The sequence below is a fragment of the Bdellovibrio sp. SBM16 genome (genome assembly GCF_056175625.1).
On sequence record NZ_JBJKJG010000001.1, the window covers coordinates 771,111 to 786,405 of the forward strand.

Sequence of the window (15,295 nt, forward strand, 5' to 3'; positions counted from 1 at the left end):
AATTTTAATTGCCGGAGGCGCTATGGGTAAATTTAAAGAAAATCTGTTTTTAACACTGTATGCATGGACAAAAATTCCTTTAATTGGCTTTGTCGGCCCCAAAGTGCTTGAGGCCGATGACCAGCGAACAGTGTTAAAGGTGCCGCTTAATTTCAGAACCAAGAACCATTTAGGGGCAATGTATTTCGGAGCTTTAGCCATTGGGGCTGAATTATGTATCGCCATGCTGGCCGTTAAAAAAATCCAGGAATCGGGTGAGCGTATTGATTTTTTGTTTAAAGACTTTAAGGCCAATTTCTTAAAACGCGCCGAAGGGGATGTGCATTTTATCTGCGAACAGGCCGCGGTGGTGGTCGAGCAGATTAATACGGCTAAAACCTCTGAAGAGCGCATTAACCGCACGATGACCGCCTATGCGATCGTCCCATCGGTGAGTGAGACCGAAAGAGTGGCAGAATTTGAATTGACGCTATCAGTTAAGCGCCGAGTTAAGAAAAAATCTTAGCCCCAAAAGCTGCAACTTCAGCTAGAGTAAATCCTCTCTATATTCTGTAATATCAGGTTAAGGATTTGCTATGTCTAAAAAAGATGTTTTCGGTGATGAAGTTTCAACTAACAACAAATCGCAGGACTTTGCTTCAATGTTTGAAGAAAGCCTTGGCGGTGTAGGTAAAAAAATGTCTGTAGGTTTTGGCTATACGGCTGAAATCTTATCAATTAACAAAGAAGAGGCATTTGTCACAACACCTTCGCACCAGGATGCGATGATCTTACGTACAGATCTTTTAGACGAAAACAAAGAGTTAAAATATAAAGTCGGCGATAAGTTAGACGTTGTCGTCGTGGCTAACCGTGGCGGTGAAATCCGTGTTTCACGTGCAGGCATGAAAAAATCAAATCCTGATATGGATTCTTTAGAAGATGCACACGATATGGAGCTTCCGGTTGAAGGCCGCGTGTTAGAAGTTTGTAACGGCGGTTTCCGGGTATCAATTCACAACAAGACGGCGTTCTGTCCGTTAAGCCAGATGGATTACAAGGTGACAGACCAACAGGCGTATATTAACAAAAAATTCGATTTTTTAATTACCCAGTTTGACCCTAAAGGCCGCAACTTAGTGGTTTCGCGCCGTAAACTTTTAGACTTGCAAAAAGCCGAGAACGAAGGTCAATTTTTATCAAACACTAAAGCCGGTGATATCTTAAACGGTACTGTTAAACGTTTTGAAAAATTCGGTGCGTTTATTGATTTAGGTGGCGGCGTTGAAGGTCTTTGTCATATCTCTGAAATCGGCTGGTCGCGTATCCAAGATCCTTCAGAGGTTTTATCATTAAACCAAACTGTTCAGGTTAAAGTTTTAAAAGTTGAAGAAGTCGATGGCCGTGTGAAAATCTCTTTATCGGTTAAACAGGCCGGTGGCGAGGGTGATCCATGGAACATGGTTCCCGAAAAATACAAAGTAGGCACAGTTCACACCGGTATCGTTGAGAAAAAAGAGCAGTACGGTTTATTCGTACAGATCGCTCCGGGTATTACGGGTTTACTTCCGCGTGCTAAGTGGCGCGATTCTACAGAGGCTGCAGCTTTTGAGAATAAGAAAAAAGGTGACACCTTCCCGGTTCAGATCGATGAAGTGTTATTTGAACAAAAAAGAATTTCGTTAGGGATCCCGGGTTTACAGGAAGATCATTCATGGCGTGATCATTCATCGGCGACCAATCAAAAAGGGACACCTGGTGGATTTACTACGAACAAGTTTGGTAACTTAGCTTCATTACTGCAGCAAAATGGAAAAAAGAAGTAAGACAAATTTAATTCTTAAAGTCTTGTTAATAGGTGCGGCGGTTGTGGTTTTTTCGATCGCCGGCTTTATTGCGTTTATACTTTATCACTTACCATCAGGTAATCAGCTTTCAGCAGCGATATTAAAACCGGGACAGCGGGCCAATATAGCTGCGGTGAATGACAGCATGACAGTCTCTTCAGCCACTGCTGAGCCTCCTCCCGTGACCGGCCCTCAGCCACCAGCGGTCGCGACATCACAGGCCCCGGCTTCGCCTACGACAACGGTGCAGACGTTAAACTCGCGCGCCGGTCTTGATGATTTAGTTAATCCTAGTAAACCGTTAAGTAATTTCTGTAGTTCTTTAAAGAATGCCAAAACGGGTAAGATGAACACCCAGGAAGTAAACCGGGCGTTTCAGTTATCTCTGGATGAAGCCACTGCTGACCCGCGGGCGCAGGCTTTAAAGCCGGTGTTTCGCTATATTCTGCGCCTTCCGGCATTTCAGGATTTGATTGCCACCGTTAATGCGGCTTCAACTAAACAAGAAGTCGAAAGCCTGATGGAGAAGGCGGCATTCTACAGTAAAGTTGTCGCTGCCGCGGCGGCGATGCGCGCGCATAAAGAAGATTTTGAAGCTATTTCTGACCGCAGTTATTTATTCTACAAATTAAACGAAGTTGTGGCACAGAGGCCTGAGGCGTTAGCGGATGAGCGTTTAAAAAAGTTTTGTGATGATACAGAAAGCGCATTTAATAACAATGTGCCGGTGCAGTTTGATCAGGAAAAGAAAAACTTTGAGCGTTTGCTTTCAGAACTAAATGTTGAACCAAGCAGTATCGGCTATAACCCGGATTACAAGACCAACTTCGATATCCAGTTGGGCGAAAAAAACCTGACCTTAAAAGGCGGCTGGCTCGAAGAAAGTTTTGCTAAATAATTTTTACTGACGCCGCACTTCAGTTACAATTCTCTGCGCTTGTGTACGCGAGAATTCTAATCCGAAATTACAAAAGCCCATCAACGAATTAAATCCATAGCGAACATATAAGCGCTTTTGATCTATATTTTTAAGTAAAACGATCAGCTCCTGTTCGTGATTATGAATTTGATCAGATTTTTCCACAGCTGCATTTAATGTATCGCGTACAAATTTCGAATCTTCATTGAATAAAGTGTTTCTCATACTTTTGACCTAAGAAAAATTAGTTTGCAAGGGGGTGTCCACTTAGGGATTTATTAAATAGCACACAGTTGTGAAAGTGGTTCGGTTTGCGGATGTGAATATAAATTTTTGGATCTAAGCACACAATACCGGAAGTTGACTGTCGGCACACTATGCCAACGGTAAACTTCCGGTATTAAGGCTCAGAGAACTTTCTTATTGATGTCTTTATATCTATTGAAATTTAATCGACCATGATTTGACAGAGCCGACATCGTATTTAGCTAAATCCTGTACGATGAGCTTGTAAGTTCCGGCACTTGCAACGCTTCCTAAGGCTGCCGTTACATCATAAGTTTTTACGATGTTATCGGTGCTGCCACCGGAGCGGGAGTGAAGGGTTACAGATTTGCCGTCTGAGGCTACAACTTTAACGACTAAATCGCCAATATAAGTGTGCGCCACATTTACACTGATTAACACCTTACGGCCTTTAGGTGCTGAGGTTACCTGTAACGAAGAACTTGCACCGGTTGTATTGTTGTCGGGAACACTGACAGCTTGTGACGATGAAAACGTTTCACTCGATGCAACCGGAGGTGTTCCAGAGGTCGGCGGAGTTACCGGCGGTTGTGGGGTAGAGTCTTGTGGTAAGTACTGGCGTAAAGCCGAAATACGGGTTACATCCTCACCACGGCAAGAGTCATCACTGCAAACTTTCGAAACGTTACATCCTCCCTGGTACACGAAATCCTGTTCACCGCGCACTAAGATCCCTTCGATCTCTAAGGTCTGGGCGTTAAATACTGCAGAGCCAGAGTTTCCGCCGTAGGTATCAAGGTTTGTTACATAATACTTGCTGTTGGCCGTTGAGCGAACTTTACCACCAGTGGTAATTTTGGTCGGTAAACCAACGGGGTGTCCGATAACTAACAGCGGATCATTTACCGAGGCTTCACCGCTGCGGCGCACTTTTAGCGGTCTATGATTGGTGACGACGCGATCAAGTTTAATTACGGCGTAGTCTAAACCTGAATTTTCTAACACCCGGTGAACGATCTCGCGGCAACGGTAAACTTCGGATGAATTCACCTGGGTAGGTAATACACCAGCTGATTTAACGGCAAAACCAAAGACAAAACTTGTGTTTACGCAGTCTGATTGACTGGTAATACAGTGGCCGGCGGTAATTACGGTATCAGGTCCGACAAGGGCACCCGAACAGAATGCAGAGGTATTTTGTTCACGAAATTTTTCACTGGTACATAGAGAATAACTTTGCGCAAAATTCTCACCGGCGATCAGGGTTGTGGCCCCTTGCTGGGTTAACTCAGCGTTTTTAATTAAGGCTACCGTCGAATCAGCCAAAACTTTTAACGCTTCTGAAGCCTGGTAAACGTCAACGCGGCCATCTTGACCGTAGATTACGTTTTCTGTCAGCTCAGTTTTTTGGTTTTCCTGACCCGAAGTCGTCAGGGCTTCTTTTGCACAGCCTGCAGCTACCAGAGTAGTACAGAGCAGAGTTCCTAAAAAAATCCTTTTTTTATTCATTTTAAACCCCTCCACTGGGTCTAGACCATCCTTAGACCGGAAGCGGGGCGGAAAAGGTTAAACAAACTAAAAAAAATTCATGACTTTGGAACACTTAGTTTTAAGCTTATTAGGCAAGCAATATATATAGAGGAAGAATTTATGAAATGGATGTCTTTTGCAGTTACGGTACTTTTAAGCGTAAATGTTATGGCCCAGTATACGGGGCACGGCTCTGACTCGGTCAGCAGCGAAACTCTTAAAAAGTATGCCGCACCGGCATTAAACCCGGTGATGACCAATAAACTTAAAAAAATGCTGGATGTGACCTCTCCCGGAATGGGGATGTTATCGCCGGATAAAAAGACCTTGTACTTTACCTGGCGTGTAACCGGTATCAGTCATGTGTGGAAGATTGATGGTCCACAGAAGTTTCCGGTGCAGTTAACTTCGGGTTCTGATGCCGTCAGTATCAGCGATGTAGCGCCAAACGGTAAGTTTTTGATTATCGCCAAAGATTCTAACGGCGAAGAAAATCCGGGCATCTATAAATTAGATTTAAGCTCGGGCCAGATCACCGAATTATACCGTAAATCTAAAGTGCAGTCGCGTTTTAGTTTTATCACCGATGATTCAAAAACTATTTATTTTACCGCTAACGACACTAAGGCTGATTCGTACAATATCTACAAAATGGATTTGGCGACCTTAGAGAAAACCCTGATCTACGAAGGCAGTGGTTACTGGGGTATTGCCGATCAGCGCGATAACGGAAAAGACTTATTATTCTTTAAAGCGACCGGTTCAAAAACCTCAGAATATTACACTTTCGATCAGGCAACGAAAAAGTTAGAGCCGGTGATCGGGGTAGAAGAAAAAGGCGAGTTTGATGTGTCGTTTAGTGCAAAAAAAGGGGAGTACCTAGTTCTGACGCCAAAAGAAGAATTTAAGAGATTGTATTTATTCAATCCGGCAAAATCGAAAGATCTAAAACCGTTAACCGACGGTAATTTAAAATACGATGTATCTAATTTTACGATTAACGAAAAGAGAACCCGTATTATTTATAACGTCAATCGTGAAGGCTACACCGAACTTTATGCTATGGATGCAAGAACCTTTAAACCGATCACTTTACCTAAATTTAAAGGCGCTGATCACGTGTTTTCGGGTATTACCACCCGTGATGGTTCAACCACCATGTTAGGTGTGATTACCGCGCAATCGCCGCGTGTAAGTTATAGCTACGACTGGGGCACAAAAAAGATGACCCAATGGGTTTTACCATCAGCACCGGAAGTTGACCTCAAGTCATTCGTGGTTTCTGAACTGATGAATTATGAAACCCGTGACGGCGTTAAGATCCCGATGTTCGTGCGCTTTCCGAAAGGCTGCAAAGAAAAAACCTGTCCGGTCATTGTCGATTTTCACGGTGGCCCTGAAGGGCAGTCGCAACCTGGTTTCAGTCCGGTAGCGCAGGCCTTTGTTGATGAAGGATTTATCTTCGTTGAGCCGAACGTGCGCGGCAGTGACGGTTACGGTAAAACGTGGATTGATATGGATAACGGGCCAAAGCGTGAAGCTGTGATTACTGATATCGAAGATGCAGCCATCTGGATCAAGAAAAACTGGGCCCGTAACGGCGTTACACCAAAGATCGGCGTGATGGGCGGAAGTTACGGCGGTTATTCGACTCTTTTAGCGATGACTCGTTTTGCGGGCGCCTATAATGCCGGTGTCGCTATTGTCGGCATGAGTAATTTAATTACCTTTTTAAACAACACGGCCCCGTACCGCCGTATCTTGCGTATCACTGAGTACGGTGATCCGGAAAAAGATAAAGAGGCCTTAATTAAACTTTCACCAAGTACTTACGTTGATAAAGTCCGTGATCCGTTGATGATTATACAGGGGGCGAATGATCCGCGTGTACCGGTCGGTGAAGCGATCCAGATTCATGAAACGCTACAAAAGAAAAAAATCGCCTCACAGTTGATCGTGTTTGCTGATGAAGGCCACGGCTCAAGCAAAAAAGAGAACCAGGTTTTAGAAATCGGTCACACGATTGAGTTCTTTAAAAAGAATCTGAAGTAATTAGAGCCGGTTAACAAAAACAAAAAAGCCGTAGGTGGTACTTACGGCTTTTTTTATTGTTAAAGCAATTACTTTTGCTGATCGTAGATACGGCAAAGCTCAGCGTTGGCTTTAAAAAAGGCCTGTTGTTCTTCCAGTTCTTTTTTTGTAACCGTAAACTGTGATTCGTCACAGTTGTTCTGGGCCACCAGTTTTTTGATCTCTTTCATCTCTTCCGGTACTAAACTTAATCCCCAGAACGATTTGATTTTTAACCAGTCTTTTAAATATTCACAGTGAATCGCGGTGTTTGACGGCATGTAATCTTCCGGTGTTTTGGCGCTTTTTTCATTGTTCTCTTCGCCGCTGACTGCAACTAGATGGTTGCGGTAGCCCAGGTAGTTTCCGTAGAGACAACGCTCCTTAAAGGTCCACTTGTGTCCGCCAGAGACGTACGCCTCGCGCAGTGGCACCATATGATCGACCTGGATTTCGGCCTGCGCATCGGTCATGGTTTTTCCGGAGTAGGGATCAATCCATGTTCCATGGGCGATCGAACACTTGTTACTGTCTTTAAGCTGGATGGTGCCGATATTTTCACGGGCTAAGACTTTATTGCGGGTGTTAAAGCAGTCGCCAGATTTTTTGTTCTTAACCCAGCCCCCGAAGTGGTGTTCACGGTCATAGGCTTCGACAGTTACTTCCGGGGTTTCGCGAAATTCAAAATCAAGCAGCGACATGGCTTCATTGTTAGAGGCTACTAAGTTGTTAAGTGCAAACATATCAAGGCTTGATACGATTGAGATAATTTTATCGGCCATTTTGTGAAGTTTAACGTAGTACACTTTGTTGCGCGGCGTGTACGGCTCGAATTCTTTTTGCGGAAGGGCCGTCGGTGCCGGTCCGATCAATAAGTCGGTCTGTCCCAGCAATCCCGGTGTGGTTTCAACCTGCGCAAAGGTAAAATGACTGACCAGTGCGATGGTTAAAACTATTGTGATAGGCTTTTTCATAGATCCCCCCAGCCTTTGTTCCAGTTGTGTTTCCCTGAAAACTAGTGAAAAATATCAAATGTCAGAAGAAAATTCTAATTTATCAGGATTTTCTTAGGACGATTAAACCTAACCGTGGAGTATTCATGAAAAAAATCCTAGCAACGTCAATTTTATTTACACTTTTTGTCACTGCATCTGGTTGCGGTCATATGTCAGGCCACAAACACGATCATGGCTCATGCACTGCTTGTGCGTGTGAAAAATCGGGTTCTAAATGTGCTAGCGAAGGCCACGCTAAAAAAGAAGAGAAAAAAGCTGCCCCATGCTCAGATTGCGCAACTAAAGGTTCGTAATTTTTTTAACGACCTGGTTCGAATAGCTTACTAAAACCTTAAACCCTAAGAGCGAGACGTTTTTAGGGTTTTTTTATTGCGATCAGCTAGAGTAAATACTCTACGGGTTATGGTGTTGAGACATAAAAACACCAGTAATTATATGCATTTACAACAAAATCAAACGATTGATTAAATTTTTACTGCTTTTTAACCGATCCTACGATAGCTTAATTACATATCGAGGATTTTATGTCGGTAAAGCCAAACTCAAAACATGATGCGAAGAAATGTATCTTGGAAACTGCGGCTAAGTTATTTTCCAAACTAGGTGTAGACAGAACATCGACTCGCGATATTTCCAAAGAATCAAATGCGAACATTTCATTAATCTCCTATCACTTTGGCGGCAAAGAAGGTTTATACCGTGAAGTGATCCGTGAATTTGCGTTAAAAGTGCTTGAAAAAGTTCAGCCGCAAATTTCTGAATTCCGCAGCCAGCCGATGACCAAAGAATTATTCCGTAAGGAAGTCGAGCTTATGGTAGGACACATGATCGAGATGCGTAATTCGCATCCAGAAATTTCAACCATCTTAGCGCGTGAAAAAATCGAAGGCATGCCGTTATGTAAAGAAGTGCATGAGGAGATTTTTTATCCGTTGATTCAAAATTTCTTTGAAATGTTTCGTGCAGCGCAGGCCAAGGGAATAATCCGCCCGCAATTGCATCCGGCAGTTTTCTTCGTGATGCTGTCAGAAGGCGTATTTGGTTTTTTTGAAATTATGGCCTGTGAAACCAAGGTCAATCAGGATTGCGAAGCCTTTATTAAGGATCATGAATTATTAAAACAACAAGTCGTTGAAATCTTTTTGAACGGAGTACTGGCATGAGAGTCTCAACAGTCAAACAACAGTGTAAATTTTTAGCCATCGTATTAACGGCCACTTTAGCGCTCTTCATCCAGGACGCGCAGGCGATTTCAATCGATGACTACATCACTTTAGCCAAAGATAAAAATCCGCTGCTCAGGTCTTACCAGTACAGTCTGGAAGCAGCCGATGCCAAAAAAGATGCCGCGGAGTTAGATTTAGCGCCGATTGTGACCGGCAGCTGGGTCAAATCAAATGATAAATCCCGTCCCAGCCAATTGGGTAGTGACCGCGATGCGGAGTTATTCTCATTAGCTGTGGCGAAAAAGTTTTTTTCCGGCACGTTAGTAAAACTTGATGCCCAGACCGGTGAGTTTGTAAATCCAGGGGCGATGGCTCCGGGGTTTGATCAGTACAGCACAGGATCAGTTGGAATCACCATTCAGCAATCACTATGGAAAGATTTTTTCGGCTACGGCACCAGAAAAAAAATCTCGCGTCAGGAAAAACTGGCCGAAATTGAAAAGTTAGTTTCAGAATTGCAGGGCCGTGGTGCTTTATATGATGTTGAAGCCAACTACTGGGATTATGCACTTGCGCAGGAAGATTTAAAGCTTAAAAAAGCCAACTTTGAACGCGCCCAAAGAATCGAGAAATGGACAGCTAACCGCGTCTCTAACGGGATTGCTGACCGTGCCGACCTTATGAATGCAAAAGCCTTAATGGCATTACGTGAGGCGCAGTATATCCAGGCGGAAGAAGAGTTAAAATCACAAGAAGTTAAACTTCGTGATAATCTGCAGCTGGCTGATTCTGAAAAAACCCCCATCGTTACGGCTGAGCTAGGGACGGCTCGCCCTTACTTAATCAATTTGATAAAAATGAAAAGTGTCGAAAAAATCGAAGCCCGTATCGCAAGCCTTGAAGCCGAAGCTAAGGGCTTAGTGGCTGATGAAACGGTAGATAACTTACGTCCTGATTTGTCGCTGTTCGGAAATTATACGACGACATCTTACGATCGTGACCATTCGCAGGCGGTGAGTGATATGACTAAAGATGATTACCCAAAAAATTCGGTTGGTGTAAACTTCACTTGGGTGTTTGAAGGCAGTGCCAAAGCCGGAACCCGCGAAGCGGCAAAAAAAGATGCTTTAGCTTCAAAACTTAAAGCTGAGAAAAAACGCTCTGAAGGCCAGGATGCCTGGTCGGAACTGGTGCGCAAATACGATGTCTTGAAAAAATCAGTGGAGACTTTAGAGAAAGTGGCGCAGTACCAGCGTGAACGGGCCAAAGCCGAACAGGATAAGCTTTCTAAGGGGCGTTCTGTAACGGCGACGGTTGTAACCGCTGAGACTGACGCGGCTGAAGCCGAAGTAAATCTTTTAAGATCACGCGCAAGCTTACGTAAGCTTGAGGCTTCGAGTTTATTTTTTATCGATTCCGCTGCTGGCGGATATTCAACAGCTGACGGTGTGGAGTAATTTATGAGTTTAGCAGAACTATCAATTAAAAGACCGATTTTTATCACGTGCTTAGTTGTACTTATGCTCGTGGTGGGTTTTGTCTCTTACAAAAAAATGCCGGTCGATCAGTTTCCGGATGTAACCTTTCCGATCGTGTCAGTTCAGGTTGTCTATCCCGGAGCTTCGCCGGTAGATATTGAACGTCAGATCACAAAACCGATCGAAGATGAAGTGTCTTCGCTTCCAGGTTTGGATACGGTGACGGCGACGAATTATGATTCGATGGCTATTATCCTGATTAAATTTAATTTAGGCACGGATATCAAAGATTCCGAGCAGCAGGTCAGAAACCGTATTGCCAATATCCGCAGTAAATTACCTGATGACTCAGAAGAGCCAATTATCCGCCGTTTTGACCCGGCCGATCAGCCGATCATTAGTATTGCTCTAAATTCAGAAATGGATCCGGCAGTACTTTATGATGTGGCCAACGAACAGGTTAAACCTTTATTTGAACGTTTACCTGATGTGGGATTGGTAAGTATCGTCGGCGGACAGAAAAAAGAAGTTCAGGTTCTGGTTGATAAAGATAAACTACAGGATCGCCAGCTTTCGATGGTGCAGATCGCAAAACGTATCGAAGAAACTTCGAAAGATATTCCAATCGGTAAATATGAAACGGCCAAGAGCGAAACCATCTACCGTACCGTGGGTGAATTTGCAAACTTAGAGCAGTTAAAAGATGTATCGATTAATTTTTTGGGTTCAGACCGACCGGTTAAACTTTCGGAAGTTGCTGAAGTGAAGGAAACACTCGCTAAAGCTTCACGTTTTTCGTCGATTGACGGTAAAAATGCATTATTTTTAATGGTTTATAAACAATCAGGTGCCAATACGGTTGAAGTTGCTGACCGGGTACAGGCGCAGATCTTGGTTGCAAATCAGTTTTTAAAAGACAAAGGTATTAAGGCTGAAGCGACCATGGTGCGTGATGGCTCTGTGCCGATCCGCTTAAATGTGGCCGATGTTAAAGAATCTATTTTTATCGGTATTATTCTTTGTATCGTGGTGGTGTTTTTCTTCTTAGGATCGGCAAAATCAACGTTTATCACAGGGCTTGCATTACCGAACTCGCTCTTGGGTGGCTTTATTTTAATGCTCGTGGCTGGTTTTTCGTTAAATATCATGACGTTAATCGCCTTATCCTTGGCGGTCGGGCTTCTGATCGATGATGCCATCGTTGTGCGTGAGAATATTTTCCGTCACTTAGAAATGGGTAAGGACCCGAAAACGGCAGCGATTGAAGGAACCAAAGAAGTGGCGATGGCCGTTATTGCGACCACTTTGGTTGTTATCGCAGTCTTCGGGCCGATTGCTTTTGTTCCGGGTATGATCGGTCAGTTCTTTAAACAATTCGGTTTAACCGTCGTATTTACGATGATTATTTCGATCTGGGATGCGTTCACCGTGGCGCCGATGTTATCAGCTTACATGGTGACCAAACACGATCACGAAAAAGGTGATGGTTTTGTTGCAAGAATGCTTAAAGCGTTCGACCGTTTTCAAACCAAACTTGAAGACATTTATGAAGATTCTCTTCGTTGGACGTTACAGCATAAAAAAACGATTTTAACCAGTGCGGTTTTATTCTTCTTTGTATCAACTATCGGTGGCGGTATCATGGTTAAGAAAACTTTCTTACCAGCGGCAGATACCGGTGAGTTTACCGTGTCGTTGGAATTGCCGGTGGGCACTTCACTTGAAGGAACTTTAAATCTTGCAAGAAAAGTTGAAGCCGATATTAAAGCTTTATCAGAAGTACGACTGGTGGCCTTAACGGTAGGTTCGGTGGCGCAAGAAGCCAACAAGGCGGATCTTTATGTCAGCCTGGTGCCGGCTAAACAGCGTAAAGGCTTAACAACGATTGATGTAAAAGAAAAAGCCAGAGCGACACTTGCACAGTACAAAGAGCAGGCGAATATCGCTGTCGGTGATTACGATATCAGTGGCGGTGGTCAGAAACCGTTAAACCTATTTTTATCCGGTGAAAACTTAGATGATTTAGCAAAGTATGCCGAAGCTCTGCAGGCGCGCATTGCAAAAATTCCAGGTCTTGTGGATGTGGATACAAACTTCCGCTCGGGTAAACCAGAGTATCAGGTGGTTTTTGACCGTGACCGCTCTGAGGCTTTAGGTATTTCGACTGTGATAGCCGGTGCTGAACTCCGTTACCGCACTGAAGGGGCATTGCCTGCGGTGTACCGTCAAAACGGGATTGAATATGATATCCGTTTAAAATTTCCGGATTCAGAAATGGATCTGAAAAAAGAGTTCGCGACAACATTTGTTCCGAATTCAAACTTTAATATGATTCCGCTTAGCCGCGTGGCCAAAGGCGAAGAAGCCTTAGGTTACTCACAGATTAACCGTCAGAACAAAGGCCGTTACATCGCTTTAACGGCGAATTTAGGTCCGGATGGTCAGTTAGGTACAGCCACGGCCGAGATTCAAAAAATGATGGCAACTGATCTTAAACCACCGGTTGGCGTTGATTACCGATTTGAAGGTATGGCGAAGGATTTCCAGGACTTAATGGCCAATATGTTATTGGCGATGGGTTTCGGGGTGTTGTTAATTTACTTGGTGTTAGCTTCGTTATATGAAAGTTTCATTACACCGTTTACGATCTTGCTTGCATTACCACTGGGTATCTCGGGGGCGTTCGTCGGTCTTGTGGCTTTTGGCTTATCAATTGATATCTTTTCGATGATCGGCTTGATCCTCCTCATGGGTGTCGTTGCGAAAAACTCGATCTTACTTGTGGATTACACGAACCAGTTAATGGAACAAGGTATGGAGATGAATAATGCACTTATTAAAGCCTGCCGTACGCGTCTTCGTCCGATCTTAATGACATCTCTAGCCTTAATCGCGGGTATGTTACCGATCGCGATTGGTGTGACCGAGTTAGGTACGCAACGTCGTTCGATGGGTGTGGCGATTATCTGCGGTGTTATCAGCTCGACCGTATTAACCTTGATCGTGGTTCCTGCGGCTTTTGGCTATATCGAAAGATTCCGTCACTGGTCACTGCGTCTTGTTAAAAGAGTGACTGGCACCGGGGGTGAAGACCATCCGGTAGCTGCGACGGTACATCATGAGAACAAATCTTCAGAGCTTGTAGAGGCCACGAAGTAATCTTAAGGACTGGATTTTGTTGTTAAACAAAGTCCAGTCATCGTGTTCGGCGATCGGCTTCCAGATCGCTTCGATTTCATCAATTAATAACGTTTCAGGATTTTCCCGCTGAAAATAAGGGTGCAGGTTTTTTTCTGGCTCTGCCACGGTGGCAGCCGCGATCAATTTTTTTAACTCTTGCGCCGATTTCATATTGGCGATGCTGGCCGGTAAGTTTTTATCCAAGCGGGCAGAGTGAAACGCAAAAAAAGCTTCCTCGTATTTAATCGCTTTATCCATGACCGTCTGAAAAAACAACGAAATCGCTTCGGTCGTTTCGTGGTCGTCTTTAAAGCGGATATTTAATTTATGCTGAAATGCCAGGTAAAGATAATCATTAAATTGCTCTTCAAAACCTTCCAGCATCAACTGCACCGGGATATCCGGGTAAGCTAATGACACTGAGTGTGCAAGCTGCGCCAGATTCCATAAAAAATTATTCGGCTGTTCAGAAAAACAGTACAAACCCTGCTGGTCAAAGTAGGCGGCAGTAAATCCAGGATCGTAATCCGGTAAAAAGCGGTACGGGCCGTAGTCGAACAATTCTCCCGAGACATTAATGTTATCTGAATTTAAAACCCCGTGAACAAAACCAGCCATCATAATTTGTGCGCTCAAGTGGGCCAGACGCTCACTTACGCACTGTAAAAAGCGGGTCGCGACATCAAGCTCATTGTTCCAGTCTAAATTTTTACTCTCAATCTGGTAATAGTATTTCAAAACATATTTGGTGAGTTTTTTTATTTCTTCGGTCTGTTTAAAATACGCCAGGCGCTGAAAGCTGCCGATGCGGATGTGGCCTAAGCTAAAACGCGTGAGCACCGCTGATCTGGTCGGGCTTGGTTCATCACCGCGAACTAAACTTTCTCCTGTTTCAAAGATGCAGGCGGTCTTGCTGGTGTTAACCCCGTAGGATTCTAAAGTTTCGGTCGCCAGCGCTTCCCGCACGGCGCCCTTTAGCGTAAGTCTGCCGTCGCCGCCGCGTGAATACGGTGTTTGCCCCGAACCCTTTGTGCCCAGGTCGTACCATTGATTATTCATGAATACCTGAGCATACAAAAATCCGCGGCCATCGCCTAAGTCAGGATTGTAGTGGTGAAACTGGTGGCCGTGATAACGAAGAGCCAGCGGCTCAGCAAGATTGTTGCTCAGTGGCTGAAAGTGCCACAGGTGATCGGTGGTAAAATCAGGAATTGTTTGTAAATGTAAATTTGTATTGAAATAGCGTAGTTTTTTCTCAGGAAATGCTGCGGCTTTTACAGCATCATAGTGTTGCGGCCCAAGTTCTAAAATTGGCGGAGAGTGAGTTATATTTGTCATGGCCAGTTGTTTACTCTCCCTTTGGTGAAGTGCCCGAAAAATGATATTGAAAACTAATTGAAAAAGTTTATATCATTTAGTTATCAACCCAAATTACTCGAAACAAAGAGGATATTATGAATAGAAGAGCATTTTTTCAATCAGTAGGCGCATTTATCGGAGCTGCTGCATTATTACCGGCGATCGCTCGTGCCGAAGGCCGCCGTGGCGGAAGCGCCGCTAAAGGCAGTGGTCCACAGTTGGTCAACCCAGCGGATAGCACAGCCAAGTCTGTGAATTACGTTGAAATCAATACGGCGATCAAAGATAAAAACCTAATGGCCGCCCGTTCGGGTGTTGAGTTTAAAAATCAAAAATGTAACAACTGTGCCTTCTACGATGCTACGAAAGAAATCACAGCCAACGGCAAAAAAGCCGGTCCTTGCCAGATGCCATTTGCCAGCGGCAAAGTGGTAACTGCTGAAGGATGGTGCAGTTCTTGGGCGAAAAAAGCGTAAAAAAATATCGCTAGCTTTACCTAAAAAAG

13 protein-coding genes are annotated in these 15,295 nt (G+C 44.1%); 9 read left to right on the plus strand and 4 right to left on the minus strand.

Translation table 11 applies throughout. The features are described from left to right. The first annotated feature begins 22 nt into the window (after positions 1-22). From AC04MM_RS03510 to AC04MM_RS03520, 3 genes are all read left to right on the plus strand, one after another. The gene (locus tag AC04MM_RS03510) at positions 23-505 is read left to right on the plus strand and encodes a PaaI family thioesterase (RefSeq protein WP_475378928.1); all 483 of its coding nucleotides are present in this window, start codon (positions 23-25) and stop codon (positions 503-505) included. A gap of 70 nt (positions 506-575) precedes the next feature. Then, positions 576-1,805: a S1 RNA-binding domain-containing protein gene (locus AC04MM_RS03515; protein WP_475378929.1), complete on the plus strand. Its 1,230-nt coding sequence runs from the start codon at positions 576-578 to the stop codon at positions 1,803-1,805. After that, positions 1,789-2,724, plus strand: coding sequence for a hypothetical protein (locus AC04MM_RS03520; protein WP_475378930.1), 936 nt, complete (start codon positions 1,789-1,791; stop codon positions 2,722-2,724). The genes AC04MM_RS03515 and AC04MM_RS03520 overlap by 17 nt, the downstream gene beginning before the upstream one ends. A 3-nt stretch (positions 2,725-2,727) precedes the next feature. Here AC04MM_RS03520 and AC04MM_RS03525 read toward each other — a convergent pair whose 3' ends face one another. Together AC04MM_RS03525 and AC04MM_RS03530 are read right to left on the minus strand one after the other, a co-directional pair. Next, on the minus strand, positions 2,728-2,970 hold the full coding sequence (locus tag AC04MM_RS03525; RefSeq protein ID WP_475378931.1) for a hypothetical protein: 243 nt from the start codon (positions 2,968-2,970) through the stop codon (positions 2,728-2,730). Between the two features lie 213 nt (positions 2,971-3,183). After that, positions 3,184-4,500 carry a trypsin-like peptidase domain-containing protein gene (locus AC04MM_RS03530; RefSeq protein ID WP_475378932.1) on the minus strand — a complete coding sequence of 439 codons (1,317 nt, stop codon included), beginning with the start codon at positions 4,498-4,500 and terminating at the stop codon, positions 3,184-3,186. A 141-nt stretch (positions 4,501-4,641) separates the two neighbouring features. Here AC04MM_RS03530 and AC04MM_RS03535 point away from each other — a divergent pair, with 141 nt between their 5' ends. Beyond that, positions 4,642-6,573, plus strand: a complete 1,932-nt coding sequence (locus AC04MM_RS03535) for a S9 family peptidase (protein WP_475378933.1) — start codon at positions 4,642-4,644, stop codon at positions 6,571-6,573. A gap of 68 nt (positions 6,574-6,641) precedes the next feature. Here the strand turns inward: AC04MM_RS03535 and AC04MM_RS03540 are convergent, their stop codons facing one another. Then, a complete protein-coding gene (locus tag AC04MM_RS03540; protein ID WP_475378934.1) occupies positions 6,642-7,565 on the minus strand; it encodes a GmrSD restriction endonuclease domain-containing protein in 924 nt (307 codons plus the stop codon). A 125-nt stretch (positions 7,566-7,690) separates the two neighbouring features. Between AC04MM_RS03540 and AC04MM_RS03545 the strand changes: the two genes are divergently transcribed. The 4 genes from AC04MM_RS03545 (at position 7,691) to AC04MM_RS03560 (ending at position 13,410) form a co-directional block, all read left to right on the plus strand. Beyond that, complete coding sequence (locus AC04MM_RS03545; protein ID WP_475378935.1) at positions 7,691-7,900, plus strand: hypothetical protein; 210 nt, start codon at positions 7,691-7,693, stop codon at positions 7,898-7,900. 231 nt (positions 7,901-8,131) lie between these two features. Next, positions 8,132-8,770, plus strand: coding sequence for a TetR/AcrR family transcriptional regulator (locus AC04MM_RS03550; protein ID WP_475378936.1), 639 nt, complete (start codon positions 8,132-8,134; stop codon positions 8,768-8,770). Continuing rightward, positions 8,767-10,230, plus strand: coding sequence for a TolC family protein (locus tag AC04MM_RS03555; RefSeq protein ID WP_475378937.1), 1,464 nt, complete (start codon positions 8,767-8,769; stop codon positions 10,228-10,230). The genes AC04MM_RS03550 and AC04MM_RS03555 overlap by 4 nt, the downstream gene beginning before the upstream one ends. 3 nt (positions 10,231-10,233) lie before the next feature. Further along, on the plus strand, positions 10,234-13,410 hold the full coding sequence (locus AC04MM_RS03560) for an efflux RND transporter permease subunit (RefSeq protein WP_475378938.1): 3,177 nt from the start codon (positions 10,234-10,236) through the stop codon (positions 13,408-13,410). On the opposite strand, the gene AC04MM_RS03565 is transcribed toward AC04MM_RS03560, so the two are convergent. Next, entirely contained in the window at positions 13,384-14,769 is a 1,386-nt protein-coding gene (locus AC04MM_RS03565; RefSeq protein WP_475378939.1) for a protein adenylyltransferase SelO family protein, read from the minus strand. The genes AC04MM_RS03560 and AC04MM_RS03565 overlap by 27 nt on opposite strands. A 116-nt stretch (positions 14,770-14,885) precedes the next feature. Between AC04MM_RS03565 and AC04MM_RS03570 the strand changes: the two genes are divergently transcribed. Then, the gene (locus AC04MM_RS03570; protein WP_475378940.1) at positions 14,886-15,266 is read left to right on the plus strand and encodes a high-potential iron-sulfur protein; all 381 of its coding nucleotides are present in this window, start codon (positions 14,886-14,888) and stop codon (positions 15,264-15,266) included. Positions 15,267-15,295 lie beyond the last annotated feature (29 nt).

Bases quoted from the DNA above. Each gene is read 5' to 3' on its own strand.
- AC04MM_RS03555 (WP_475378937.1), top strand. From the start codon at position 8,767: ATGAGAGTCTCAACAGTCAAACAACAGTGTAAATTTTTAGCCATCGTA.
- AC04MM_RS03515 (WP_475378929.1), top strand. From the start codon at position 576: ATGTCTAAAAAAGATGTTTTCGGTGATGAAGTTTCAACTAACAACAAA.
- AC04MM_RS03510 (WP_475378928.1), top strand. From the start codon at position 23: ATGGGTAAATTTAAAGAAAATCTGTTTTTAACACTGTATGCATGGACA.
- AC04MM_RS03545 (WP_475378935.1), top strand. From the start codon at position 7,691: ATGAAAAAAATCCTAGCAACGTCAATTTTATTTACACTTTTTGTCACT.
- AC04MM_RS03540 (WP_475378934.1), bottom strand. From the start codon at position 7,565: ATGAAAAAGCCTATCACAATAGTTTTAACCATCGCACTGGTCAGTCAT.
- AC04MM_RS03560 (WP_475378938.1), top strand. From the start codon at position 10,234: ATGAGTTTAGCAGAACTATCAATTAAAAGACCGATTTTTATCACGTGC.
- AC04MM_RS03525 (WP_475378931.1), bottom strand. From the start codon at position 2,970: ATGAGAAACACTTTATTCAATGAAGATTCGAAATTTGTACGCGATACA.
- AC04MM_RS03530 (WP_475378932.1), bottom strand. From the start codon at position 4,500: ATGAATAAAAAAAGGATTTTTTTAGGAACTCTGCTCTGTACTACTCTG.
- AC04MM_RS03550 (WP_475378936.1), top strand. From the start codon at position 8,132: ATGTCGGTAAAGCCAAACTCAAAACATGATGCGAAGAAATGTATCTTG.
- AC04MM_RS03520 (WP_475378930.1), top strand. From the start codon at position 1,789: ATGGAAAAAAGAAGTAAGACAAATTTAATTCTTAAAGTCTTGTTAATA.
- AC04MM_RS03535 (WP_475378933.1), top strand. From the start codon at position 4,642: ATGAAATGGATGTCTTTTGCAGTTACGGTACTTTTAAGCGTAAATGTT.
- AC04MM_RS03570 (WP_475378940.1), top strand. From the start codon at position 14,886: ATGAATAGAAGAGCATTTTTTCAATCAGTAGGCGCATTTATCGGAGCT.
- AC04MM_RS03565 (WP_475378939.1), bottom strand. From the start codon at position 14,769: ATGACAAATATAACTCACTCTCCGCCAATTTTAGAACTTGGGCCGCAA.